The organism is Paenibacillus sp. Soil750 (assembly GCF_001428045.1).
GTDB classification, from domain to species: Bacteria; Bacillota; Bacilli; order Paenibacillales; family NBRC-103111; genus Paenibacillus_E; species Paenibacillus_E allorhizoplanae.
The window spans coordinates 1-26,537 of record NZ_LMSD01000023.1 but is presented as its reverse complement, the minus strand read 5'-3'; the positions used below and the strand labels follow the sequence as shown (position 1 = coordinate 26,537).

Genomic DNA, 26,537 nt, shown 5'->3' with positions numbered 1-26,537 from the left:
TTTGTTAAGTTGACGCTTAAGCTTGAAGGAAAAGTCTAAAGATCACTGTTGCAGCTTGCGCTCTGGATGCATGCTCTTTTGGAGCAAAACGTCCGTCCTCCAACCCGTTAATAATACTTGCTTCTTTAATTGCTTCCACTGCGGACTTCGCATAGGCCGCAATCAGATCCTGATCTTTGAAGGATGCGGAATGATTCCCCGAAGCAAGCGTCAAGTTCATTTGCTTGCTAATCCGATAAACCATTACGGCCATTTCCTCGCGAGTAATCTTGTCATTCACGCCAAAATTGCCGTCTTCCTTGCCGTTTACAATTCCTAGCTTCTGTGCAATTGCTACTGCGTTCGTGTACCATTGGCCATCATGCACATCTGAGAACGTAGTCTTTGCATTCACATCAGAGAGATCAAAGGAATCGATCAATATCTTTATGAATTCTGCACGTGTAACATCTCCTGTCGGATTGAACTGGCCATTGCCTGTTCCATTTATTGCGCCCCTTGCAGCTAACGCATTAATGCTCTCCTCAGCCCAAGCTGTTACAGATGTGTCGCTAAAGGATGAATTGACATAGGCAGCTGCATACTTGCTAAAGTGTTTAGCTAAAAACTCAACATGACCTGTTGCTGGATTGTACTTGCCATTCTTCACAACTTCTAGCTTACCTGTATCAGCAAGGTAATAAATAATGATGTTAGCTGGTTTTTCACCTGCTTTTATCTTGTATGGAATGCTAACATGCACATCGCTACCGTTAAAGCTGCTGATTTTGTTACCGTCAACACTTAAATTGAAGTCATAAACGACATTTCCGTTCAACTGTCCCTGAATATTCTCCGGTAGATCGCCAGCATCTACTGCTTTTACGCTAAGCTGGATAGTTGATGCAGCAGTGCCACCATTTTTGCTAATCAGATCAGGATGGATGGTAACGTTCGCTAGACCTGTTTGTAGCTCAATCGCTTTTAGGCTTTCATCTGCCAAAATATCTTGTACTGGAATATCTACATTGATTTCTTTCGTACCAGTAGCCGTATTCACGGCAATTGAAATCTTGTGATCTGTCGCAGCTTTTAAGGCCGCTTTAATATCCACTGCCTTCATCAATACCTCAGCCACACCATTAGCATCCGTCGTCGGTTGTACGATAATTTTGCCAGATTCAATTGTTGTGATTGGCGCAACCGGTGTAACTACTGAGTTTGATGTGCCTGAAGAACCTGGTGTTGGTTCATCAGCTTTTGTTACCGTAATAACTGCGGTTGCCTTTTTGCCTCCATCAGCTGTGGTGACAGTGATTGTCGCTGTGCCCACTGCGATTGCCGTTACCTTACCCATACCATCAACCTTTGCAATCCCTGTGTCACTTGAGGACCACGTCACTTCATCATTGCTAACGAATTCGGGTTCGAACACAGGTGTTAAAGTGCTTACAGCGCCCACTTGCAAGGAAACCTCAGTTTGTTTCAACGATATGCCCGTAACTGCTTTGTAAGCATTTGATGTTAAAACAAAAGTGACAAAGCTATCCATCATGCCATCCTTCGTTGTAATTGCGCGAATCACATCAGATGATGTAGATGAAATAAGGAATGGCGTAGTATACGTCAAGCTGTCTTTGGTTGGTAATGAGCCGTCCAATGTGTAATGAATCGTTGCCCCTTCGATATCGGTTGATAAAGCAACAGACTTTGCCGTCGCCGTTATCATTGGCGCCTTCGCCTTCAGAACGACAACTTCAGGAGTGCCTGGTTCTAGCGACAAAGAATCTAAATTAAAGCCGTTCCCATTGTCTACGATACGTAGTGTTTGAACGCCTGCTTCCATACTTACAACAACAGAAGCTTCCTGATAAGTCCCCCATGCCCCTGTAGACGGCGTAGATACAGTGCCTTTCAATGAGCCGTTTGACATTACGGATGCGGATACCCCGCCTTGCGTTGTTGCATATTGAAGCCTTACTTTGTAATAGCCTGCCTGTGGCACTTGGATAGTGTAATCAAAAGATGAGCCTGCAACTGTGTACCCAAGATTATTAAAAGTGCTACCATATTGGATGACTTGTTGACCAGCAGCTACGAATTTCTCCGCTTCGACTTTGATCACGCCATCACTTCCTGGTGCTTGCGCAACTACTGTCTCAAACGTAATATTCTGCAAATCAAAGGAACCACTGTTTCCTTGAATTCGAAGCATTTGTTCGCCAGCCGGCAGCTGAACCGAAAGCCGCGCACCGACGAAAGCGGTAGAACCACTTAAATTCGGTATACTGAAGGACCCTAGTGTATCCCCAATATCATTCTGCAGCAGGAATCCGCCGCCATTCGGAGATGCCACATTCAACGTAACCGCATATTTTCCTGCGACTGGCACGTTAATTTTAAATTTAGCCCAATCGCCTATTGCGATACCCGTTAATTTCGCGTTTACAGTGTCGGCCCCACTGATGGCTACACCTGATAATTGATAATAGTCATTCGCTGTTACAGGGCCAGGCAAAATATCAGTTGCGATTGTCTTATGCCCAGTTCCGTTCAAGAAGATACTACTGCTCACTGATTGGCTAGGCCCCGCACTCGTATAAGTCGCTGCCGTTACAGTCAATGGTGTATTCACATAGTAAGGCTTGGTGTTATCCCACTTCAATTGCACACTACGAGCGGAAGAACTTACATAGGTTACTTGACCTACTGTAATTCCCATGGCAGAAGCTTCTGAACCAAGGGTAATGTTCCCTATATTCGTTCCATAGGTCAACCCCGTTACACTCAAGTTGATTTGCTGGTTATTTATATTGTATGGCAAAGAATTCGGTGTGACGCTCATCACAACTGGCACCTTATTCTCAAGTACAATCCGGTCCCATTTATACGTAACGACAGACTTAGCTGGTATTTGCGCTGCCACTTGCGTACCATCGCTTAGAAGCTTAAATGTTTGTGCAACGTCAGTCTGATTGACAACGACGGAAACAATCGTTTTCTTATCTGGACTCATGAAGGATACGTTCGTTACATGGTCCTTCGATCCATAACTGCTATCTATCCGTACATAATCGGGCTGTACGAATTTCGAATAGTTACCTAGCATGTAATACTCAGGTGTCAGCCAATAGTTATCTGGATGACTCGAATCCTGAATAATCATCGTAGGATCTGGCGTGCCGACCCACTGATGGGTGGCAAGATCACTATCGAGCATGACAACCCAGGAATTATAACTTTTCGCCCAGTTGCGGAAATATTGTGCCATACGATCTGCTCCCGTAGTCCCCCAAATGGCTCTCTCCGTCAAATAAATGTTCTCATTTGGATATAGGTCATGCAGCGTCGACATCATGGAAGGATCACCGCCATAGTCGTGGAACGCCGTACCGTCAATAGCGTCGCGATTAGCTGCATCAGCCAGCAGTGGCGCTGGATAATTCATCGTGTCACTAAAGTTGTGATCGAAAATCCATAGCTTCACATCGAGACCAGCAGCTACTAATTTCTGATAGAGCAGCTTGCTGAGCTCAGCTTCTTGTTGCCATGGCATTTTGGTGCTTGGATATTCGATCTCAAGCAGCGGTTCATTTTGCAGGGTCATGGCTGAAATGTTAATGCCTTGCGCTTTGTACGCTTGAATGTATTTTACGTAGTAATCAGCTAAGAGAGGTAAATACTCATCTTTTACTGAGCCCTTTATCATGCTGTCCGTTGTTTTCATCCAACCTGGCGGACTCCAAGGTGAAGCGAAAAATTTCATATCTGGATTGATGGCAATCATCTTCTTAAGAACAGGAATAATGCCGTAATCAATATCCTTTTGAATTGAGAAATGCGCGAGACTTGGATCTGTTTCCCCTGCAGGCATGTCATCGTAAGAATAGAATTTACGTGAAGTAAAATCCGCTGTTCCGATAGTAAGACGTGTCATACTCATGCCGATGCCGTCCGTTTTGCTTGCTAATTTGGTCAAAAGCTCATTTTGCTTCGCGTCTGACATCTTCGTTATATTGAATACTGTCGTTTCCTCCATCGAGGAACCTATTCCTGTCATGGATTGATACTGTTTGTTCGGATCAATACTGATCGTCGTCGCATTCGCGTCGTTGCCTACAGCCGTGAGATTAAGATTCGTCTGAGGTGTCAGTTGTTTAACCTCATCGCCAGGCTGCCATTGCGGGGCATAATACCATTGCTGGCTTTGGCTGTTACGTTCACTTGATAGCCAGTTTTGTACGGCACCTTGACCACCTGAAACAGGAAGCTGCGAGGCAATCGCACCACCATTAGTCCCACTTGCAACAGCCACGGGAGTAAATCCAGTGGAACCAAACCAGTTAAAGTTAATACCGCCATCTGTCAGCTGCAGCTTGATTTTTTGTACACCGGCTGTCAGCGTAATGTTTTTAACCGTTGCCGTTTTCCAGGTTTGCCAGCCCCCCGTATAGCCTACTCCCGTTAATTGCCCTAAGGTTTGGCCGTTCGCATCTAGAATGAGCATTCCGGAGTTCGTGATGGTGGAGGAGCCGCCCGCATAGCGGAAATCGATATCATAGGCTCCTGCGACGGGAACATTAATCATGTATTCAAGCCATGCACCCGTTGCCGTATAACCGATATCCTGGCCTCCACCTACGTCAGTCGTAGTCTCGCTTTTTAAACCATCTGATTTCGCCGTATATTTCTCCGCTTCAACCTTTACATAAGGATCCTTGGGACCAGGTTGTTCCGGCATGATTGGTAATACAGGCGTTTCCTGCGCTTTCGATAACCCGTAATCATAATTAAACAACACATATTTCGGATCCAAGTTGGGTTGGCCTGCTACTGGATTCGTATACGCTTCCGTATAGAACGGCCAACGAATTGGCAATTTACCTGTGAAGTCCTTGTTACCGAACAAGACGTCAGCAACACCCGCGCCTTCCGTACCAGGCAGCCAAGCTTCTATCAGTCCAGCCCAATCCTTCAAGCGGTCACCGATCATAAGCGGGCGCCCAGAAACGAGAACTACGATTGTAGGAACGCCAGATGCTTTGATATTATCAAGAGTCGCCAAGTCCTCTGAATCGAGCTTCAGTTTGTTTAAGCCATCCCCGTTGCTTTCCGCATAAGGCGCTTCGCCAACAAAGACGATCGCAACATCATTGCCTTCCGCGCCGCGGCCATGCTTGTTGTACGTGACCTTTTTCGTGCTGCCAACCACCTGCTGAATGCCTTCCAGGATTGTTGTTCCCGTTGTTATATTGCCCTTAGCACCTTGCCAAGTAATGGACCAACCACCCGATTGCAGACCGATATCTGTTGCGCTTTTACCTGCTACTAAGATTTTACTCATACCAGACAGCTGAGACAGAATCGGCGTTCCGTTCACCTTGTCGTTCTTTAACAACACGAGTGATTCACTGACCGCTTTACGAGCCAACTCACGATGATCGACGGAGCCGAACGTTCCCGCGAGACTGTTATCCGTCATTGGGTGTTCGAATACGCCGGATTCGAATTTGACGCGCAGAATACGTGTAACCGCATCGTCAATACGTTCCTGAGTAATACCCCCACTGGTAACAAGCGCTTTCAGATTGGTGATCGTCGCTTTCCATTCGGTAGGCATCATCATCATATCTACGCCTGCGTTAACGGCAACTTTTATTTGGTTTTGCAAGCCGCTAACGGCGTTGCCATCCCAGTCCTTCGTAATCTGTTGTACAGCATTATAGTCCGAAATTACAAAACCAGTGAAACCTAGTTGACCTTCACCCTTTCCCTTGAGGAAGTTCGTCAACAGACGTTTATTCGCATGCATTTTCAGCCCCTGAATACTGTTATAGGAAGCCATAACCGTTCGCGCGCCAGCGTCAATTGCAGCTTTGTAAATCGGCATATCGAGCGCGATAACCTGCTCTTCTGTCATTCCTGTTACATTCCCTTGGTTCACACCGCCCTCCGTTACACCTTCACCAAAAAAGTGCTTCGCCGTCGCGACAACGCGGTCAGGATGGTTGAGCTCATTCCTTGTTTCACCTTGTAAGCCTTTAATGTAGGCTGCTCCCATCTCACTTACCAGCGTCTGATTATCACTGAAGCCTTCATAGGTGCGACCCCATGAAATATTTTGCGGATCCGCAAGTGTTGGGGAGAACGCCCAATTCGTTCCAGCGGCTTTGATTTCTTGTGCCGCAGCTGTGCCGATTTGTTGAACGAGTGCGGTGTCGCGTGTTGCACCTAAACCGATATTATGCGGGAAAAGTGTTGCACCGAGTAGATTGCTATTGCCATGAATGGCATCCACCCCGTATAAAATTGGAATACCTAACCGCGTGGATAGTGCACCAGATTGGTAGGAATCTACGAGCGACGCCCATTTCTCCCTTGTGCTGTCCGATTGTTTACCGTTCGGGAATGAACCGCCTCCACTAAGGACTGAGCCCAAATAAAAATTCTGAACATCTTCCGGTGTTACGGCTGCCCGCTCAGCCTGCACCATTTGGCCGACCTTCTCGTCCAGTGTCATTTTGGTGAGCAGATCGCTTACTCGCTCATCCACCGTTTTCGAGCTATTGAGGTATGCAGCGAGCTCCGTTGGAGCGATCGTGCTAATTTCATCAGCTACCGCCACCATGCCTGATAGCGATGAGCTGATCATAATACCTGCCGATAGTAAGGATAACTTTCGTTTCCACATTCTCATGAGCTTCCTCCTAAAATTTAATACAGCTATGGACTAGCCTTTAACAGCGCCAGCCGTGATGCCCCTCGTGATTTGATCAGTAAATACCAGATAAATCAGAATAGAGGGTATTGCGATGATCGCTAAAACCGCGAATTGTGCCCCATAATTGGATGAATACTGCCCCATAAAATAAACAACAGCGAAAGGAAGCGTTCTCAAGGAATCTTTATCAATATACGTAACAGCCATAATAAACTCGTTCCAACAGCTGAGGAAGGCTAACACTGCAACCGTGGCTATAGCAGGCTTTAGAAGGGGCACAATAATTTTGTAAATCATGCCTGGCACGCCAAGACCGTCCATAATAGCTGCTTCTTCCAATGCTCGTGGAATCGATTCCAAGAAACCTGTAATAATGAACATACTGACCGGGATTGCAAACGCCGCATATGGCAGAATGAGTGATAAGTACGAATTTAAAATGCCAGCTTGCTTGAATAAAATAAAGTTAGGCAGTAAAGTGGCATAAATCGGAATGATCATGCCAACCATGATGAGCCCAAAAAAGGTATTTCGCATCTTCCAGCGCATTCTCGTAAAGGCGTATCCCATCGTGATCGATAGCGCGACGATGATGGCTATGGCGAATATGGAAACGAGCAGACTATTCAAGAACAGCACCATAATATGCGCACCCTTGAAAGCGTCTACGTAGTTTTTCCACATCGGCGGGTTAGGCCATTTCAATATACGCGATCCAAAAAAATCCCCACTTTTCAAAAGAGAAAAGTCAAATAGCCACACGAGCGGAAACAGCTCAGCCAAGACGAGAAGCGTCATACTTACAGCAAATAGATGACCTGCAAAGCCACGTATTTTCATTTTAAAACTCACCTACGTCTTTCTTCAGCGCACGATTTAACAGGAGGGTAACTAACAAACAAATGATTACGAACACGATCGATATAGCATTCCCGTAACCATACAAGCCCTCGCGAAATGCTTTGGAGTATAGGTAGGTCGATAAAAATTGCGTGCTGTTGGCCGGCCCTCCTCCTGTCATTAAATACACCGTCTCCATCTGCTTGAAAGCTGCCACAACTGCCAAAATAATATTGACTCTAAGGACAGGTGCAAGCAAGGGGAAAATGATTTTCCAATTGAGCTGCATTTGCGACGCCCCATCCAGCATGGCCGCTTCATGAAGATCCTTGGGAACGCCCTTGATCCCTGCATAATAGAGCAAGAATGCGTAGCCGAAGCCTTGCCACATGCACACGAATATAATGCAGCAAATGGCCAGCTTTGAATCTCCCAACCAGTCCTGCTTCCACGACTCTAAACCGATGACCTCCAGCATCCGATTAAGCAGCCCGAATTGCGTATTAAATACGCTGACCCACAGCTGCGTCGTAACAAACGTTGAGATGATGGAAGGAATGAAGATGCAAACACGCAGCAATTTCTCAAATCGTCCACAGTATTGCACCAGCATGGCAATCAGTACGGCAAACGGATGCTGAACGAGTACTAGCGCTAGACCAAGTAGAACAGAGTTAAGTAAAGACTTCCAAAACACTTCGTCGTTGGTCAAGATTTCAACGAAATTGTTCAGGCCAATGAAGTGGTATTCCGCTACACCGTCCCAATTCGTCAAGCTGTAATAAAAGCTTACTAGAATGGGAATGAAAATCATGGCTGTAAACAAAATGAATCCCGGAGCTACAAGCCAGAAAATCGTTCTTTTGTCACTTATGATGGTATTCATGCTCATCACCCTATCGGAAACATGGGGGCCACCTACTATCCTCAGCCGATAGCCCCTCTTTTATTTATGCTAGCTATTTTGTTGCCTTTGCCGACTTGTCTGCTGCTTCATCAATGCCATTCGCAAACTCTTCAGGCGTCATTTTACTTCCCTCGAGCTTCTGAATCGAATCATAGAACGTCTTTTGCGTATCGGATGAGAATTTGTCTTGGGCTACAGTTCCGCTATACGTTTTGGAATTATTGAAAATTTTCGTCAAATCCTTCTGGACTTCCGTTTCCTTGCCTGTCAAATATTGATCATATTTTTGTGCAGGGAACGTAATCCCATTTTGCCAAACACCTTTGGCCCAGCCATCCGGACGAAACATCCATTCCAAGAACGCTATGGCTTCCTTCTTGTGCTTCGAGTTATTAGAAACCGCGTATCCTCCGCCAAACCATGCGGTTAAATCATCCGCACTTCCTTTGCCACCCTCTATGCTCGGAATTGGAAATGCTCCAATATTGTTACGCACGTCTTCAGGGAAATTCGTATCCGCAGCCATTCCCATCTCCCACTCGCCCATCATGAACATCGCCGCTTTACCTTGCCCGAACATATTGCGGGCTGCGCCGTAGTCCTGATTTAAGAACCCATCTCCGAAAGCTCCCGCTTTCACCCAGCGCTGCATAGCCTTCGCTGCTTCCATCGTAGCTGGATCTTTATAGGAACCGCTTCGATCCATCGCCTTCTTCGACGTATCCCAAGTACCAGAAGCTCGTTGCAGCAAGGTATCGAACCACAAGCCTGACGTCCAAGCTTCTCTACCATCCATTGCAATCGGAACTATTTTCTTCGCCTTCAATTTATCAAATACACTGATTAGTTCAGCTTCCGTCTTCGGTACTTGCAAACCGTTGTCCGCAAAAACTTTCTTGTTGTAATACAGCACCCAGAAATCTGAATTACGTGGAATCCCGTACAACTTACCGTCAAATGAGAAGCCATCGAGTGAGGATGGGATAAAACCCATATTCTTCAAATCATCCTTATTAATTTCAGCTAGTGCATTATTGTTGACTAACGGTTTAAGGAAGTTCGTATTTCCCCAAGCGCTAATAATATCTGGCAGTTGATTGGAAGCATTATAGACCTTAATCTTGTCTTGATATTGTGGATCGGGAGAAAGTGTCTCGACCTTGATAGTAATATTCGGATTATTCTTCATATACGCGTCGATCAACTCTTGTTCAAGCTTGCCTTGCCCTACCGAGCGATCCGAATTGTTCGTAAAAAAGGAGAGTGTAATTTTCTCAGCCTTAGTTGTTTCTGCTGCTGGAGCTGCTGAAGCCACGGTAGTTGCAGCTGATGCTGCTGGACTCGGTGATGGGGAAGATTCACTTCCACAGCCTGTGAGTCCGATTGCAGTTGTAATTACAGCGAGGCTAATTCCTGCCTGTTTGAATCGTAATGTTCTCATAGTACCCACCTTCATTGTTCTAATTTGGTATTCCTTGTACCCATGAACACATTGTAGAGGAGCCTAGGTTCAATTGTTAGACACGATTTTTCAGGTGTTGTTGTACAAATTTCAGGTTGTGCTACCACTTTCTAGCGCCTAATCCATAGAGAGGACTCTACCCTCAATTAAATTTGTCCGTTATTATGATTTTATTGTATATTTTTCACATTGCGCTCGGATTTGGTTATTTTTATGTTGCTTCCCCTGCGCTTCTTTCTTATGATGAAGTTATCCTGCTAGCAGAGAAGGTACAACAATGAGCTTAAATCTGTCCCCCCAGTGGTATTTGGATTTACCGCTTCAAAGAAAGCTGTTACTCTGGTTTGCTCCGTTGCTGCTAGTTACAATTACCATCACAGGTGTATATTCGTACAATGTAGCCTCAAATGAAATCGTTTCCAAGCTAACCCTTGAGCAAGCAGGCTCAGCCAGACAAGCGATTGATCATCTCGATTACATCGCGCAAGACGCATTGGATATCTCCGATTATTTGTATTTAACCCCTGAGCTGCAAGTCATGCTCAAGTCGGACTCAACAAGCGATAGTTACATCAACAATGACTCCATTCTCATGATTAACCGACTAATGGTAACGCGACCTTACTTTCAATTCTTAACCATTTACTCATCTCACTTTAGTCCAATTCAATTCAATAATAAAGGATTATCATCTGCAATCTCATTTGAAGAATATAAGGAGAAATTCGATTACGAAGGCTTCCTTACAAGAAAAAAAATAGATGACTGGAGCATTGAAGTACCTAATCACAGCAAAAGTATTTTTTACGGAGATACGAAGAACAAGCTGCTGCTGACCAAAATTTTGAAAAACGACGTTACTCTAAAAGCAGAAGGCATACTGATTCTGGGTATTGATGAAAAGGATATCCGGCGCTCCTACTCAACGCCCGGAGATAAAACAACAATTATTGTCATCAACTCAGATGGCCATATTATTTCTGATACTAACGGTGCTTGGATCGGAAAGCCGGTAGGCGAGCTCCCTTATTTCACTAGAACTATCGACCTTCCGGATCAAATTGATTCAACCATTGAGCGGTCTGACTGGGTGTTCTCTCATGCACAATCCGCTCTGACTGGATGGCATGTACTGGTGCTGCAGCCTCGAGCGGATTTACTATCGCAGCTGAATCGGATTAAATGGATTACAATTGTCATTCTATGCCTAACCTTTGTCATGAGTCTGCTTGTGTCTTGGTCCGTTGCCAGTGTTATTACTCAACCAATCAAGCTCATTTTATCATCGATGAAAAAATTTCAGAAAGGCGATTTTTCCCAACAAGTTGGCATCCAAGGGAAAGATGAGCTCGGACAACTCGGCTCTGGCTACAATATCATGGTTCGTAGAATCAGCCAATTAATTGACGATGTCTATGCTTTCGATATTAAACAGCGACAAGCCGAGCTCAAAGTGCTTCAATCGCAAATTAACCCGCATTTTCTATATAACACCTTAAATACAATTGCTTGGACTGCGCAAAAAAACGGTGAGCACACCGTAGCGGAGATGATTTATTCCTTATCGGGTATTTTCCAAATTAGCCTCAGTCAAGGCAGGGATTTTATTGAGATGCAGGAAGAAATGAAGCTGGCAGAGCATTACTTATTTTTGCAAAAAATGCGTTACAGAGAAAAGCTTTCCTATGAGATGGAGCTTCATCCTGACTTAGTAAGTTTTAAAATTCCTAAGCTGCTGATTCAGCCGCTCATTGAGAATGCGATTGTACATGGGTTAGAACCGTTGACCAATGATATCGGCTTTATTCATGTCTCCGTTGCTCCATTCGAAGGTCATCCCGACATGATTCAGATCGAAATAACGGATAATGGGGTCGGTATACCAGATAGTAGACTGAGGATGATTCAAGAGCAGCTTTATACCGAACAGCCACATCAAACCTCACGTAACGAAGGCTTTGCACTTCAGAACATCATGAACCGGATCCGGCTTTTTTACGGAACTGAAGCGACGATGGAGATTAGTAGCATGGAAAATTTCGGAACAAGACTTCAATTACTTCTACCCAATTCGAAGAGGTGAGAATTCTGCTAAATCTGCTAATTGTTGAAGATGAAATAACGACACGTGAAGGCTTGCTGACCATGATCGACTGGGGAGCGCTCGACATACAAGTATGCGGTCAAGCCAGTAATGGTTTGGAAGCCCTGGAGATCATCAAATCAGGTGGCGTGGACCTTCTACTCTCCGATATTCGTATGCCAATTATGGATGGCTTGCAGCTATTAACCGAAATACACAACAAGCATTTCGATATCCCCTCCGTGCTGCTCTCCGGCTATAGCGATTTCGAGTACGCACAGCGTGCCTTACGCCTTGGCGCATTTGACTTTATCATCAAACCCTGTCCGCCAAGAGAAATTGCAGCTGTGTTTGAACAAGTCGTTATGAAAACAAGGGATAAAAGAAAACAAGAACATGAGTTAAACGGTCTTCACTATCAATTGAAGGAAAACATACCTATTGTAAAATCACAGACGCTACTTGAGTGGCTTCATCAACCTAAGCGCACGAATGAAAATCGGAGCGAGCAAATTCGTAAGCTGGGCATATCTATTCCCGACAAGCATACAATTGTCATCGTTATTCAGCCAGATGGTAAGCCTCTGGAAGAGCTCAACTACAACCGCACAGACCTGCAATTAATTCAGTTTGCTACAACAAATATCGTCCAGGAAACACTTGAGCAAAACATCCGACAGCCTGTTGAGGTTATTAAGGATCAAGATGGAATTGTGGCTATATGCAGCGGAACTATCGAGCTACTTACGGATAAATTAACGACAGGTTTAACCCAGCTTCAACGTAATCTGGAGAAGTATTTAAAGATCACGGTCAGCATCGGAATTAGCCGTTCAAAGGCGAGCATCGATAATCTAGCGGAAGCCTATCATGAGGCGACCTCTGCACTCCAGCTGCGATTTTACCGTGGTTTAGGCGGGATCTATTACTACAATCAATCAGAAGCCGCACAACTGGAACAACATCCCTTGCAAGGTGACCCTGACCGAATTCGACTTGAGCCCCTGCTCGTCGACCATCTTCGATCCGGTCTTTACGCAGAAGCACTTAATCTTACCGAACAGTGGCTCGAGTATTTCCACGCGGAACACGCGCTCTCTCGGACAGAAATTAACCTTCAGACGCTCTCTTTACTAGCTCGGCTTATGCAGCTCGGCAATGAACAGGAGTCAGCCGAATCTGGTTGGTCGGATAGCCTAGTTGCTATGGCAGATCAGGTTCATCGCGTAGAGACGCTTGAAGAACTGTCTGGCCTCGTTTATAAAGCGATTCAGCAATGGGTTGAGCTTCGCAATCCACAAAAAACACCTCGTCGTAAAGTTCAACAGGCCGTGGAGAGAATCGCTCAAAACTATAACTCTGCCGCATTGTCTCTGGCTAGTGTAGCGAAAGAATTATTCGTATCCAGCACGTATTTATCCACACTGTTCAAACAAGAACTAGGCATTAATTTTCTTGATTATATCCATCAATATAGGATTGAAAAAGCAAAAGCTTTGCTTCAAACGGGTGCCCACAAAATTCAGACGATCGCCAGAGAAGTCGGCTACTTCGACGAGGCTCATTTTACAAGAACATTTAAGAAATGGACCGGTCTCTCCCCTTCTCAATACAAGAAAGAAGCACACGATCCGAAATAATGAATCTTCTCTTACAAAAAGACCCACAGCAATAGGCTGAGGGTCTGATTTAACATTAAATTGTAATTAACTATGCCACAATACCAAATATTTTGACCTTTGACTTTGATGTAGGTTTCGTCCGTACGCCACGAATCGTTTGAGGGTTTCAAATAGCTGCGGATTCGTTTATCTATTTCGGGTCCAAGCTCATGGACCCATCTCATGATCGTTGTATGGGATTGCTTCCATTTTAAATAAATCCAATTTGGTTTCCGTTATCATGAATTAGAGTTTTGCACCACAAGCATAGCTTCTACTTGCTTGCTCTTGCTGAAAACTTATAGACGGACGTTTGTTCGTAAATCTGACCTGGGAGCAATTCCGTGCTAGGGAAATTGGGATGATTCGGGGAGTCAGGATAATGCTGGGTCTCAAGACAAAACCCGTCATACCGGTTATACGCTATGCCTCCCTTTCCGATTTCACTTCCATCTAGACCGTTCCCTGAATAAAACTGTAAAGCTGGCTGTGTCGTATAGACCTCCATCATCCGGCCCGAATTCGGTTCATAGACACTTGCTGCCTTATCCATAGCCGCACCGCTTGGATTCAGGACATAATTAAAATCATAACCGCCTCTTGCATACCTCATCTGTGGATCTTGGGCGTGGATCCTTGCACCAATTGTTGTCGGGATCCGGAAATCAAGCGGTGTACCGGCAACACTTTGAATGTGCCCAGTCGGAATAAGATCTGGCACAATCGGCGTAAATCGGTCAGCGTGAATCGTAAGCACATGATCAAGAATATTCCCATTCCCCGCGCCTGCCAAGTTGTAATAGTTATGTTGGGACAAATTTACAACGGTCTTCTTATCTGTCATAGCTGAATAATTAATGATTAGCTCATTGTTGTCTGTCAGCGTGTAGGTAAGTTTTACTCCAAGATTACCTGGGAAACCCTCTTCACCATCTTTACTCGTATAGTATAACGCGACTCCAACTGCGTCTTCGTGATAGACTTCCTCTGATGCCCATACCCTTTTATTAAATCCCCTTTTTCCGCCATGAAGCGTATTGGGTGGTTCATTTACGGATAGCCGATAGGTCACGCCATCAAGACTGAATTGGCCATTTGCAATGCGATTTGCATAACGTCCAATAGCCGACCCAAAGTATGGCTTATTCCCGGTTCGCAAGAAATCTTCCAACGTCCCATAACCAAGAAGAACATCTTCTAATACTCCGTGGCGATCAGGTACTTTAAGAGTCAGCATAATACCGCCGTAAGTCATTATTGAGGCTTGCATGCCATGTTTATTAGTTAATGTATAGAGATATATCGGTTCATCATCAGCGGTTTTCCCGAAATATTGCTTGGATATGGTGCCGAAAGCTGCGTTCGCCTGAATGGGTAAAGGAGGCCCGACTTTATTTATTTTCTCAAGCGGTCGCATGAATCCGTATACAGGTTCTGCTCCATGAGGTGACGCGGCCCAGTTTACTGCATTTGCAATAACCCGCAAAACATATTTGTTGTGATAGGTAGGGTACTCTTCGTGTCCTGGTCGGAAGTAAAAGATTTTCCCGAGTCCACGCCTATAGGTACAGCCGCTGCGAAATACCTCTCCGCCCTGAAACCAACTGACAAATACAAGCTCCTCAGGGGCTGGGATATCAAAAAACTCTCCATACATCTCTTCCGTTTGCAATTCGATAAATTCGCCAATTCCTGCTGTAATCGGGTGTGAAGGATCGACTACCCATAACCTTTCCCGCTCCGCCATTGTTCTCCACTTCAAATCACATGAAGTCCCCATTAATCTCCGGAAAATTTTCGAACGATGGCCAGAATGAAGTACGATGAGTCCCATGCCTTGCAATACCCTTGCTTGAATTCTATCGACAATCTCATCTGATACCCTATCATGAGCCAGATGCCCCCACCAGATCAATACATCCGTACGGTTAAGCATCTCCGTCGTTAATCCGTGCTCGGGCTGCTCCAAGGTTGCCGTTTGAGTTCGAAATCCGTACGGTTCAATACCAGCAGAAATCGCTTGATGTATGCCTTTTGGATAGATGCGAGCTACCCCAGGGTCTGTTCTCTCATGAATAAATTCATTCCATATGGTCACGCGGATCGGTTTCATTTCAAACATCTGCCCACTGCCAATCCTTACCTTCATTGAATAATCCCTCCATATATCATCCGCCAAGTCATTAACATAGGTACCCAGAGCATATACGTTATTTAAAAGGAAGTGATTACATTGAGGATCTATATGGCTGATCACAATGATACCCTGGTTACAATTTCTCAAAAACTTCAGATAGGATTACTGCAAATGATGTCGGTTAATCCACATATCGCAAGTCCCGATACCATTATCACAGGTGAGCGGGTTAACCTTCCTGCCACGAACATGCCTGAATCCGATAACCGCATCTTTGGCGAATTTTGCCCGCCTGTACCCGAGTCGGAATTTCTTCGCGAGTGGATTCCAATCACTTCCGCAGAACAAATGGCTCAAACCGAATACGATGTACTTATTGTGGGAACAGGTGCCGGAGGAGGCGCTGCCCTTTGGCGGTTAGCCGAACAGTGGGGAAACAACGGAAAGAAGATTGGCGTCGTTGAAAGAGGGGACATTTCCCTGCCTACCCATTGCATGAACATCGCGACTATAAACGGTGATAACTTTCGAATATTAAGACCCTATAATATAACTTATCCAATTGGCAAGCGGCTCCCGCAGCTTCCCGGCGCAAAGCTTTTTTATACGTTAGGCGGACGAACTTTGCTCTGGGGGGCGATCACCCCGCGCATGCCTGATCACGTGTTAGCCCGATGGCCGGTTTCCATTCAGGAAATGAATATTTATTACAATATCGCCGAAGAATTGATGAGCGTCACTCGCGCTTATACAAAGGATTCGTCGATTACCCAAAACCTGCTGAATCGTCTTCGGGAAAACGGCTTTGAGAATGCAGATAACATCCCAGTCGCTGCCGATCTGGATCAAACCAGATTCGGTAAAATTCATTCAAATGTTTTTTACAGTACCATCGTTTCTTTGGCGAGAGCATTAGCGCATCGTCCATTTGATTTAGCCGTTAATACCTATGTTACAGAAGTGGTTACGGATCTTGGTAAAGCAGTGGGAGTTCGGGTGATGACCCCGGATAAGAAATCCCATTTCATTAAGGCAAAAACAATCGTATTATCGGCAAGCGCATTACAAACTCCGCGAATATTGCTTAACTCCAAGATTCCGGGAAGGGCAATCGGCCGTTATCTCATTAACCATTCGTACTTGATTGCCACGGCAAGTGTAAATACCCGAGGATTTTCTGAGCCGCTAGGCGTATTGGGAATTATCATTCCGCAGCATATAGGGCGTCCCTATCAGCTTCAACTCCAAGGACCGGAACAATATTTTAACTATCAATATGAACAAAAGCCGATCAAGGATCTGTGGAAAATCAGTTTTTACGGCGCTTCCGGCGAGGTGGAATCACGTTACGAAAACAGAGTTTATGTGGATCCGTTAAGTCGAGACTCATACGGGGTACCGGAAATACAAGTCAATTTCAGCTACAGTGAGAAGGATGAAGCGGTTATCCGGCAGATGTCGATCGCCTTACAACAAGCTTCCAGAGCTATGCAGTTGGAGCTGGCAACGACCCAGAACGGTACTCCAGAGATTTGTTTAATGCCGATCGGAACCGATAACCACGAGTCTGGAACATGCCGAATGGGGGATGACCCTCAGACCTCCGCCACGAACAGGTACGGACAAATTCATGGTATATCCGGTCTTTACATAGCAGACGGCAGCGTGCTGCCCTCCATAGGCGCAACGAATACTACATTGTCCATCGTGGCATTGGCGATTCGTACGGCGGATTACATCATCAAGTCACTACAAGAGTCATGATCAAAGTCCTTTATACTCAGAGATGCTGGAATAAGAGGAGTCCACGTCCTACAATACGATCCCGCGTTAATATGGATTCCTCTTTTGATAAGCGATAACGCAATTGCACGTCCAATACCGCTGTCTCCCCCCGTAATAATCGCCACTTTATTTAGTCATTTCCCGGATCCAATATGATTGTGATTTTGAATGCCTCCACTGGCATTAGTTCCCTACAGATTATTCTTCATTGCACGACTAGGTGATAGCCTAAAAATATTTAACAGCGATGACTTTCCAGCGAATTACTTTCCAGCATTATGGGAAAAATAATACAATCCTTAGGGAAGGATTGGACTTATGAACCTATTCAAAAAGCTTACTCAAATTCGTCATCGCAACAATACGCCTTTGCCTAACTTTATTAATGAACCACTTTCTACAACTAACACTGTGAATCCGTCTTTACTTTCAGATGCAAACCCCGCTGCCATATCTGACCATTTGATGGACAATCTGTTGAAAGTGAAGACGATATTCAATCGCTGCAGCGACATTGTCATTCTGGAGTGGCACTACGGTCCAGAAATGAAGTATGCCGCATTCTCCATCTATTCGGATTCACTGATTCAAAAAAAAGAGCATAATTTCTTTAAAGAATCGCTCCAGGACTTGGTTACACAAGAAGTTGGCCCAGGAACGATGGTTACTCCGGATGATATTAACTTCTTTTTCAGCCATCATGTCGCCTCGGCACAAAGCGCCTCATTAATTGAAGATTTAAATGAGGCAATTAACGAAGTACTACTCGGCAAGCTGATCATCTTCGTTGACCATTGGAATAAAGCCCTATGCTATAATGCGATAGGTCTTGAAACCAGACAAGTCACCGAATCGGTCACCGAACCGGTCGTACAAGGACCTCGCGAAAGCACAGTTGAAAATTTATCTAAAAATTTAGGCATGCTGCGCATTCGGTTAAAGACCCCGAATTTTAAAGTTGAAATGCCGCCAGTCACGGGTCAAACGAAAACAAGAGTTGCTTATGGTTATTTGGAGGGAACCGTTGATCCTGATATGTTAGCCGAATTCCAAAGGAGACTGACCCGTCTTCAGGGCAAGGAGATCTTAGAAACCTCGTATATTGAAGAAGCTATTGAGGATTCGTCATACTCTCCATTTCCTCAATTTCGTTACACTGAAAGACCGGATGTAGCAGTTGCATCCTTACTGGAAGGGAAAATTGTTGTGTTGGTTGAAGGGACGGGTTCCATGCTGATCTGTCCCGGTTTGTTAGTTGAACTGCTGCAATCAAGCGAAGATTATTACCAAAGAACCATCGTTGCAAGTCTTATTCGTTTATTGAGACTTGCAGCCTTATTTATTGCCGTGGGTTTGCCCAGCGTATATATTGCTTTATCCACTTTTCATCCAGAATTAATTCCGACCGTTCTCCTGCTTGCCATAATCAATTCTCGTGAAGGAATTCCATTCCCAGCTGTCTTCGAAGCATTCATTATGGAATTTTTCTTTGAACTGCTGCGGGAGGCTGGAATTCGGCTGCCGCGTCCGGTCGGTTCAGCCGTGAGTATTGTAGGAGCGCTTGTAATTGGAGAAGGGGCCATCAATGCCGGCATCGCATCACCGATTATGGTGATCACCGTTGCCTTAAGCGGAATTGCGTCCTTTGCCGTACCCCAATATAATTTGGCCATAGCACTGCGTATTTTACGGTTTCCTATCATGATATTCGCAGCTACGATGGGCATATTCGGCATATTAATGGCCTTCATGATTATTTGGCTTCACTTGGCGAATTTACGTTCATTAGGCCAGCCTTATCTAAGCTCACTCGCTCCTTTTATACCGAAACATATGAAAGATATATTCATTCGTGCGCCACTCCGTATATTAATGCGCTCACCGCGAAACCCTCATTAAGGCAGCTTTGGAAACAATCCAGCTCGCGAATCGGGAGAGAACAACCATCATGAAAAGGCAGATATGGATATTGTGCATAAGCTTATCGGCACTTTTCGTCTTGACAGGTTGCTGGGATCGAGCCGAGCTTCCTGAGAAAGGGTTTGTTATGGGGATTGCCGTGGATAAAACCGAGAATGGAAAAATTTTATTGACTACACAGATTTTCAGGCCAACCCAAGGCATTAGTATGGTTGGCGGTAAATCAACCGAATCAGCATATACCAATGTGACCACAGTCGATGCAACGCTTCCAAGAGCCATTCGGGATATCCCTATTAATCTCGGCCGCAAAACACAGTGGAGTCATACCCGTCTGATTATTATCGGAGAAGAACTGGCTCGTGAACAGGAAATATTTAGTTTACTCGAATTTTTTTATCGGGATCATGAGCCCCGACTGACGGTTTCCATCATGATCGCACAAGGAAGAGCGGACAAATATTTGAACATGAAACCCCTCATTGAAAATACGATTAGCCAACAATTAGTTCAAAGTGAAAAATCATCTGCATCCTCTAGTAGCAAAACAGTAAAAACCAATTTGCTGAAATTGGGTCTGCAAATGAAAAGCGAGGTCGGCAACGCAATGGTTCCCTATCTGTATCTATCCCAAAATGGAAAGACAGTCACGAACATTGCCGGAGCTGCCATGCTTAGAAAGGGGAAATTCACAGGTAAAATAGAGCCTTCTGACGTAGAAATGTTGCAAATGTTTCTGAACAAATATGAAAGTGGAATGATCGATATCCCCTGCCAGAATCCGTCTAAGCCCCAACAGAATTTAGAAAATATTGAAGTCCTCTCCCTCAAAAGTAAATGGCAGCCTACTGTGATGAACGAGGATTCGCTGAAAGTTCACGTAAAGGTTAACGCAGAGATCGCGATCATGGAATTGAACTGCTCCAAGGTCGAAAAGGTTGATGAAGAAAAGGAGTTTGCAAGAAGAGTGGAGGAGACGATCAAACAACGATTAGAGGGAACCATTGAGTGGTTAAAAAAAAATAAATTCGATGCCATCGGCTTGGGTGATAAAATTTACCAAAAAAATCCTCATTTATGGAAGGAATGGAAACCAACATGGGATGACCGCTTTGCAAACACGGAGTTCGACATCGCGGTTGACGTTAAGATCCTAAACAGCGGAACATCCATTGGCAAGCCAGTTTTCAAAAAATAGAAGGGACAAGTAAAATGTCGGTAAAGATATTACTGCTGCTTGTGATTTACGTTGCCATTTGGATAGGGGATAGACAGAAACTTAAAAACCTGGCCAGGCGAGAGTTCTTTGCTTATTCAGCTATGCTGCTGCTTTCACTTTATCTCGGCATTAGTTATGCATTCAGCCTAAAATGGATGTTTCTGGAAGAGGCTGCAGAAGCACTCATTGGCACTCCTGCCCGCCGCATTATTGAATTGCTAACGGTTCCCTCTTAACTAATGAAATCTGCTGTGGGGGTGCAAGTGTTGAAAGCCAAGGAACAAATTAGTTCATTACAAATGAGTGTCTTGTTTTTTTCATTCATGACAGGTTCCTCCATTGTAAATATCCCGGGACCACTCATCGGCTACGCCAAAAACGGAGCATGGATTTCCCTGTTGCTCTCTATAGCATGCGGCGCATTCTTCCTATCCTGTATACTTTATTTGTACCATAAGTTCCCAGAACTTACATTCATCGAAGCCAGCAGGTCTTTAGTCGGTAAATGGATTACGATTCTTCTAGCAATTCCCTTCATTACGTTTCAATTCCACATGACTTCCGGAATTGTCCTGGATATTGGGTTATTTATGAACAGTTCCATGATGCGCCAAACCCCGTTGTATCTATTTGTATTAATCATATTTGTTATTGTCAGTCTGACCGTACGTTCAGGGATAGAATCGATCGCACGAATGCTCTTTGTTCCTATGGCGATGGTTCTCAGTTTCATCATTCTCATTATAATATTGTCAAGCAGCAATTACGAGATCGATCATCTGCTCCCCATCCTACCAGAGGGTATCAAGCCAGTCATACTCGGTGCATATTTCTCATACGGCTTCCCCTATGTCGAACTTGTGCTTATGGCCATGCTTCTTCCTTATGTACGTACGGAAGATCGGCCAAATGTAAAGAAAGGCATGTATATTGCCTTGTTTATAAATGGTTTTCTATTAATCGCCGTAACACTCAGCACCATACTCGTGTTCGGTCCAATGGCAGGAGAACGAAAATATTCGATGTTTGAGGTTGCTCGCATCATAGACCTGCTTGATGTCATACAGAGAATTGAGTCCGTTATCGGCATCTCCTTAATCCTGACTTCTTTTATAAAAGCAACCATTACGCTCTTCATACTGAATTTGACGCTTTCAAAATTATTTAAGCTTCGGGACGATCGTATCTTGGTCTTTCCTATTACGTTTGTCTGCTATCTCTATTCTCTGCATCAAATTGATAATGGATCAGCCCATTGGATTTATGCGGTCTCAGTCATACATGCATTTTGGGCCACTTTCGCATATTTGCTCCCTTTGATAGTCGTTACCGCAGCAGCACTACTAAGGAAAAAAGGTTAAATCACCATTAGTCTGTTACCGTACAAAATGCCTGCCTTCATCACGGATACGGAGAAGGCTCCGGCCGATGCATCATTATCGGCCTTCTCTACGGCCGTACCACTCAGCATCGATTCTGCGTTCACAAACTCAAAGCGCTCAGCATCATAACGAACGGCAATCTCTTGTGCGGATACTTTCTGTACTCCCGCCAAGCTATAGGTGAAACTAATCATATCAACTTGACCTACCAAGCCCGGCCCGGTCAAACTTGCCGTACCCGTAGTGACCACAGACTCAACATAAGAGGTAAGGCTAACTTGCCCAGAAATGCCGTTATCATTGATCTTCGAGGGATAGAATGACGGCCGAAGTGTAAAAAGCGCATTACTTAGTTTCGTCACAGTTTCTATTGTGATTTTGTTAGTCCCGGGGGTATAAAGCGATTTTTTCCTTGAACATTATGTGAATATTTTCACATTTTGATCCACGGCTTGTAAATGAAAAATATCACACTCCCATAACGAAAAACACCTATTCTTCCCCTCAGAATACAGAATAGGAAGAACAGGTGTTGTCAACAATGTATCATTGCAGACAGCCTCAACTTACGAGTAGCACTAACCATGGATTCGAGCTAACCATACGGCGATCCGCGGGTCCGAAGCGACAATGTACCTGACACCTGGTCATTCATATTGTTTCATATGAAATGTTTATAGAGTCCCACATCCAGATCTGCATGATCGGAGCTCCTTGGCGGCGACGGCTCCACCGCCGCCTGACCCGATTACAATCACATCGGCATCAAGCATATGACGCCCCCCCCCTGGTCGTTCAATCGTCAACAAAAAACTGCGAAATGCGCAATATCCCTTAGATACGCCAGGAAAGCCCACCTGCTTCCAACAATGTTCAGCGGCTCTTCATTTCGTTTTCGGCTGTTTGCCCCCTTGTTTGATAATATGATCAGCCGCACGAATGGCGAACGCAACTGTGGTCAGCGTTAGATTTTCGGCCCCAATGTAAGGCAGAACACTGTTGTCGGCCACATAGAGGCCGGAGATTCCGTGGATCTGTCCATATTGATTAGCGACGGAAGTATTGGGATCGTCTCCGATTCGGCATGTGCCTGAATCATGATGCAAATCGCCGAGCGGGGTCAAGCAAATAGGCGGATTGCCGTTCTTACTAATCAGACGTACGCCCGTATCCTTGGCAATGCGCTTTATCCCTTCCGTCATTTGGTCAACGACGTTCTTATCCATCTCACTCAAGGAGAAATGAACCTTTATTTCAGGGACGCCGTATTCGTCTATTTTATCCGGATTCAGAGTTACACGATTTTCGTATCTCGGTTCGACTTTACCATAACCAAAGAAGTTGACCGTAGTTTCGCCTGTTAATGGTCTTTCAACGCTAACTGGATACCAGTAGAAAGCTTCAGGCCCGGTCATTAGTACAGAGTATGGCTTTTCCGGTCTTTGCGGTATCATAATATTCAAAGGACCCCAAGGGACAGGGAAATCAGTCGTAGATATCACTCCCGTTGCTTGCACAAAAGTTTGATTCGTCAGGTAATGCCCCAACGCTCGGTTCTGAAATCCCGAATTCAGCAGCAAACGAGGTGTCTCAAACGTACTCGCACTCACAACAACTGTTTTGGCTTTTAGGGTATACGCTGTTTTATCTGGGGAAATGACCGTAACTCCTGTGACTTTTCCATTATCATGAAGTATTTTCGTGGCACGTGCGTTGATCGCCAAATCGAAAGGCCTCTGATTCAGAGCTCTGGCAAGCAGGGAAATAGAACTCGTAAACATGTCCGTATGAGTCTGACCGAAAGATTGGGGTACGATATCAGCCGCAACCGGTAGAGGTGACGCTTTAGAATAACCGCGGAGCCACAACCGCTCCAATAATATTTCGGTGAAGGACGCCCCTTCTGCAAAGGCTCCCGTGACATTCATAACCTGTTCGGCAATACCGTAGTAGCTCTCCATCTCCTGGACAGGTATAGGCCATTTTGCCAGATCCCATTCATGCAACCGTGGTGTAAACGCATACCAGAATAGCGTTCTGCCTCCCAGCGCAAAAAGCTGTCTGGCTCCCGGATATTCGGGTAAAGAACCTGGGAGCGGCTTGGATAAGTAACTAAAATAGGCTACGAGGCGCTCTTGGTTCAACGTCGACAGATTTCTTGCATGCGTCGGGATCACTTGATCTCCCCGTTCAATGATACCAATCCGTTTCTTCTCCTTCTTCCATTGTTCGCACAATCGCCATAGGACAGATCCACCGCCGGCTCCGGTACCGATGATCAGAACATCATATTCCTGTTCTGCCATCTGAGAGAGAGGCGTGAGGGGAATCCAGTTATTCAGCATTTCTGGCGGTGCGACCGCGCAAGTCGGAATGGAGCCTTTCGAATCGGCTCTTGAATGAATTTCATTGCTCATCTCAGTTTCGGAAGGCAGATAGACGGATTTGCCGGTGATGTCCAGATCCGGGTGCACAATGTGCGGATTGAGCAAAACTAGCTCTTCAACGGGTAACCGGTTTTTAATCGCGATAGCACTAAGTGTTTCACGGTTGTTAGAAACCCATATTCTCAACGGCTTTCACTCTCCATCCGACCTGTTACTGTACTTCATGTGTTAAAGTGATAAGTACCCTACTTATACTATAATGTGAGATTGGAGCCTTTATGTATGCTAATTACTATGGTTGTGGTACAAGAATTAAAAAAGATAGCAAGTACCTAATAAATTGTAATTCACTATGCCACAATACCAAATATTTTATTGAGCCATTCAACATCAGAGAGGACAGACGAATTATTTTCGGCCTGCCCTTTCCTTATCATATGTAAAGCCTCAATTCCCTTTAACTAAATAAATCCAATTTGGTTTCTAAAGTAAGTTGCTCCATCCCATGACTTCATTATCGATTACGTTATCATGAATTAGAGCTTTGCACCACAACCTCCAAGAGTTATACCTTCATCGAACCGCCATAAACATACAAAGATACCCGTAACCGCGATTTACGCAGCCCTTAATGAGATAATCTTCTTGGGCTAGTTGAAGTGCTTGATTACGACATTATGAAAGATCGCGGTGCCTCCTTCCGAAAATAGGGTAATCCCTTGATCGTTTAATTCCGGGAAAATTTCATTGGAAAATACGATGGTTCCATCATCTATAAAGACTTCAATGCTTGTTTTATCGACGAGAATCTTTAAGTGAACGTGCTTCTTACTCACATCAAAGGGGGCCCTGCTTTCAACATATTTAGCTTTAGCTGCCATTGTAAAAGGTTATACGGCCGTACGATGGTTCCATCATCTATAAAGACTTCAATGCTTGTTTTATCGACGAGAATCTTTAAGTGAACGTGCTTCTTACTCACATCAAAGGGGGCCCTGCTTTCAACATATTTACCACTCAGGTCAGGCTGACCTGTTAATGCTCTGTTGACATAAGAGTGCCTTCCCTCTGCAAAAACACCTACATCTACATGGCGGTTTTTGTCTGTTGATTCTCGAAGTCTCAATCCTACATTTTTGATCTCTGACCACGATATATCTGTCTCAAGCTGGTATGCATCGCCTGTTACATGAAGAGTTTTAGAGCCATTAACCTCTATTGGTTTCAACGAATCCGTTGTAGTTGTCAATTGATTCAATGCTTCAATGGGTTGTGAAACCAAACGATACGTATCGCCATCATGTTTTAAGTTAATTTGACGAACAATCGAATCCGTTCCGTTAAACCCTTCTTGTAGGGTTGGCGTATTATGGGGATAATCCCAATTATTCATCCAAGCCAAAGCATACCGATGATTGAATTTATCGGCGTCTTTCCCTTCTTCAAACGTGACAGCACCATACCAATCAAAGCCGTTATCTAACCACTGAGGGTCACTTTGGTCAGGGAAAAATTCCTTTCCATTAAAGTGTCCAGTCCAATAGGCGTAAGTGTTTGGTTGACCTGCTGACTTACCATTTGCGCTGACACCAAGAATCCATTTATAGATCCCGTCATTCGCACGCATCAAATAAAGATCAGGACACTCCAAAATTCCGATATTTCCTGTCATAAAACCACTCGTATATTGCCAATCTTTTAAATTCGGAGACTCATAAAAACCAATTTTCGTCCCTTCCGCCATTGTCATCACCCATTTATTAATCTGATGATCCCAGATGATTTTCGGGTCTCTAAAATCTTTTGTACCCGGATTCGGAATAATGGGATCGTCACGATAAGAAGTAAATGTTTTTCCTTTGTCCGTGCTGTACCACAGATATTGTTCCTGCTTCCCGCCTTCTGCAGACGGCTGTGTCACGATCGCTACAAGCGCTTCTTTTCCAAAGCCTGCCGTATTATTCTCGTCCACAACGACTGATCCGCTCCATGGATCGCCATTACTGGTTGTATATTTAGGAATGGCCACCCCTTCATCTGGCCACCCCTTCATC

13 protein-coding genes and 5 pseudogenes are annotated in these 26,537 nt (G+C 44.8%); 7 read left to right on the top strand and 11 right to left on the bottom strand.

Features of this window, described 5'->3' with window-relative positions; genetic code table 11:
- Window positions 1-16 precede the first annotated feature (16 nt).
- From ASL11_RS35455 to ASL11_RS20600, 4 genes are all read right to left on the bottom strand, one after another.
- On the bottom strand, window positions 17-6,676 hold the full coding sequence (locus ASL11_RS35455) for a glycoside hydrolase family 3 N-terminal domain-containing protein (RefSeq protein ID WP_157256991.1): 6,660 nt from the start codon (window positions 6,674-6,676) through the stop codon (window positions 17-19).
- Window positions 6,677-6,709: 33 nt separating this feature from the next.
- Window positions 6,710-7,540, bottom strand: coding sequence for a carbohydrate ABC transporter permease (locus ASL11_RS20610; RefSeq protein ID WP_056618975.1), 831 nt, complete (start codon window positions 7,538-7,540; stop codon window positions 6,710-6,712).
- Between the two features lies 1 nt (window position 7,541).
- Entirely contained in the window at window positions 7,542-8,426 is an 885-nt protein-coding gene (locus ASL11_RS20605) for a carbohydrate ABC transporter permease (protein ID WP_056620186.1), read from the bottom strand.
- 73 nt (window positions 8,427-8,499) lie between these two features.
- Complete coding sequence (locus tag ASL11_RS20600) at window positions 8,500-9,888, bottom strand: ABC transporter substrate-binding protein (protein ID WP_056618972.1); 1,389 nt, start codon at window positions 9,886-9,888, stop codon at window positions 8,500-8,502.
- Window positions 9,889-10,186: 298 nt separating this feature from the next.
- Here ASL11_RS20600 and ASL11_RS20595 point away from each other — a divergent pair, with 298 nt between their 5' ends.
- Both ASL11_RS20595 and ASL11_RS20590 read left to right on the top strand, forming a co-directional pair.
- Window positions 10,187-11,992, top strand: a complete 1,806-nt coding sequence (locus tag ASL11_RS20595; protein ID WP_056618969.1) for a sensor histidine kinase — start codon at window positions 10,187-10,189, stop codon at window positions 11,990-11,992.
- A complete protein-coding gene (locus ASL11_RS20590) occupies window positions 11,989-13,632 on the top strand; it encodes a helix-turn-helix domain-containing protein (protein WP_157256990.1) in 1,644 nt (547 codons plus the stop codon). The genes ASL11_RS20595 and ASL11_RS20590 overlap by 4 nt, the downstream gene beginning before the upstream one ends.
- 92 nt (window positions 13,633-13,724) lie before the next feature.
- Here the strand turns inward: ASL11_RS20590 and ASL11_RS35910 are convergent.
- From ASL11_RS35910 to ASL11_RS37540, 3 pseudogenes are all read right to left on the bottom strand, one after another.
- Window positions 13,725-13,853, bottom strand: a pseudogene (locus tag ASL11_RS35910) (IS6 family transposase); the annotation flags it as partial.
- Between the two features lie 74 nt (window positions 13,854-13,927).
- Window positions 13,928-14,968, bottom strand: a pseudogene (locus tag ASL11_RS37545) (aldose epimerase family protein); the annotation flags it as partial.
- A 75-nt stretch (window positions 14,969-15,043) separates the two neighbouring features.
- A pseudogene (locus ASL11_RS37540) lies at window positions 15,044-15,766 on the bottom strand (ThuA domain-containing protein); the annotation flags it as partial.
- Between the two features lie 132 nt (window positions 15,767-15,898).
- Between ASL11_RS37540 and ASL11_RS20575 the strand changes: the two are divergent.
- Complete coding sequence (locus ASL11_RS20575; protein ID WP_056618963.1) at window positions 15,899-17,554, top strand: GMC oxidoreductase; 1,656 nt, start codon at window positions 15,899-15,901, stop codon at window positions 17,552-17,554.
- 53 nt (window positions 17,555-17,607) lie between these two features.
- Here ASL11_RS20575 and ASL11_RS38165 read toward each other — a convergent pair.
- Window positions 17,608-17,706 (bottom strand): annotated as a pseudogene (locus ASL11_RS38165) (SDR family NAD(P)-dependent oxidoreductase); the annotation flags it as partial.
- A gap of 187 nt (window positions 17,707-17,893) precedes the next feature.
- Here ASL11_RS38165 and ASL11_RS20570 point away from each other — a divergent pair.
- From ASL11_RS20570 to ASL11_RS20555, 4 genes are read left to right on the top strand one after another with little or no spacing between them, the layout of a single operon-like run.
- Complete coding sequence (locus ASL11_RS20570) at window positions 17,894-19,474, top strand: spore germination protein (RefSeq protein ID WP_082595630.1); 1,581 nt, start codon at window positions 17,894-17,896, stop codon at window positions 19,472-19,474.
- A gap of 49 nt (window positions 19,475-19,523) precedes the next feature.
- On the top strand, window positions 19,524-20,693 hold the full coding sequence (locus ASL11_RS20565) for a Ger(x)C family spore germination protein (protein WP_056618960.1): 1,170 nt from the start codon (window positions 19,524-19,526) through the stop codon (window positions 20,691-20,693).
- Between the two features lie 14 nt (window positions 20,694-20,707).
- The gene (locus ASL11_RS20560; RefSeq protein ID WP_056618956.1) at window positions 20,708-20,950 is read left to right on the top strand and encodes a hypothetical protein; all 243 of its coding nucleotides are present in this window, start codon (window positions 20,708-20,710) and stop codon (window positions 20,948-20,950) included.
- A gap of 30 nt (window positions 20,951-20,980) precedes the next feature.
- Complete coding sequence (locus ASL11_RS20555) at window positions 20,981-22,075, top strand: GerAB/ArcD/ProY family transporter (protein ID WP_056618953.1); 1,095 nt, start codon at window positions 20,981-20,983, stop codon at window positions 22,073-22,075.
- Here the strand turns inward: ASL11_RS20555 and ASL11_RS20550 are convergent.
- The 3 genes and pseudogenes from ASL11_RS20550 to ASL11_RS20535 all read right to left on the bottom strand — a co-directional run.
- On the bottom strand, window positions 22,072-22,458 hold the full coding sequence (locus ASL11_RS20550; RefSeq protein ID WP_056618950.1) for a hypothetical protein: 387 nt from the start codon (window positions 22,456-22,458) through the stop codon (window positions 22,072-22,074). The genes ASL11_RS20555 and ASL11_RS20550 overlap by 4 nt on opposite strands.
- Before the next feature lie 522 nt (window positions 22,459-22,980).
- Complete coding sequence (locus tag ASL11_RS20545) at window positions 22,981-24,669, bottom strand: GMC oxidoreductase (protein WP_056618947.1); 1,689 nt, start codon at window positions 24,667-24,669, stop codon at window positions 22,981-22,983.
- Between the two features lie 464 nt (window positions 24,670-25,133).
- Window positions 25,134-26,537, bottom strand: a pseudogene (locus ASL11_RS20535) (glycoside hydrolase family 32 protein); the annotation flags it as partial.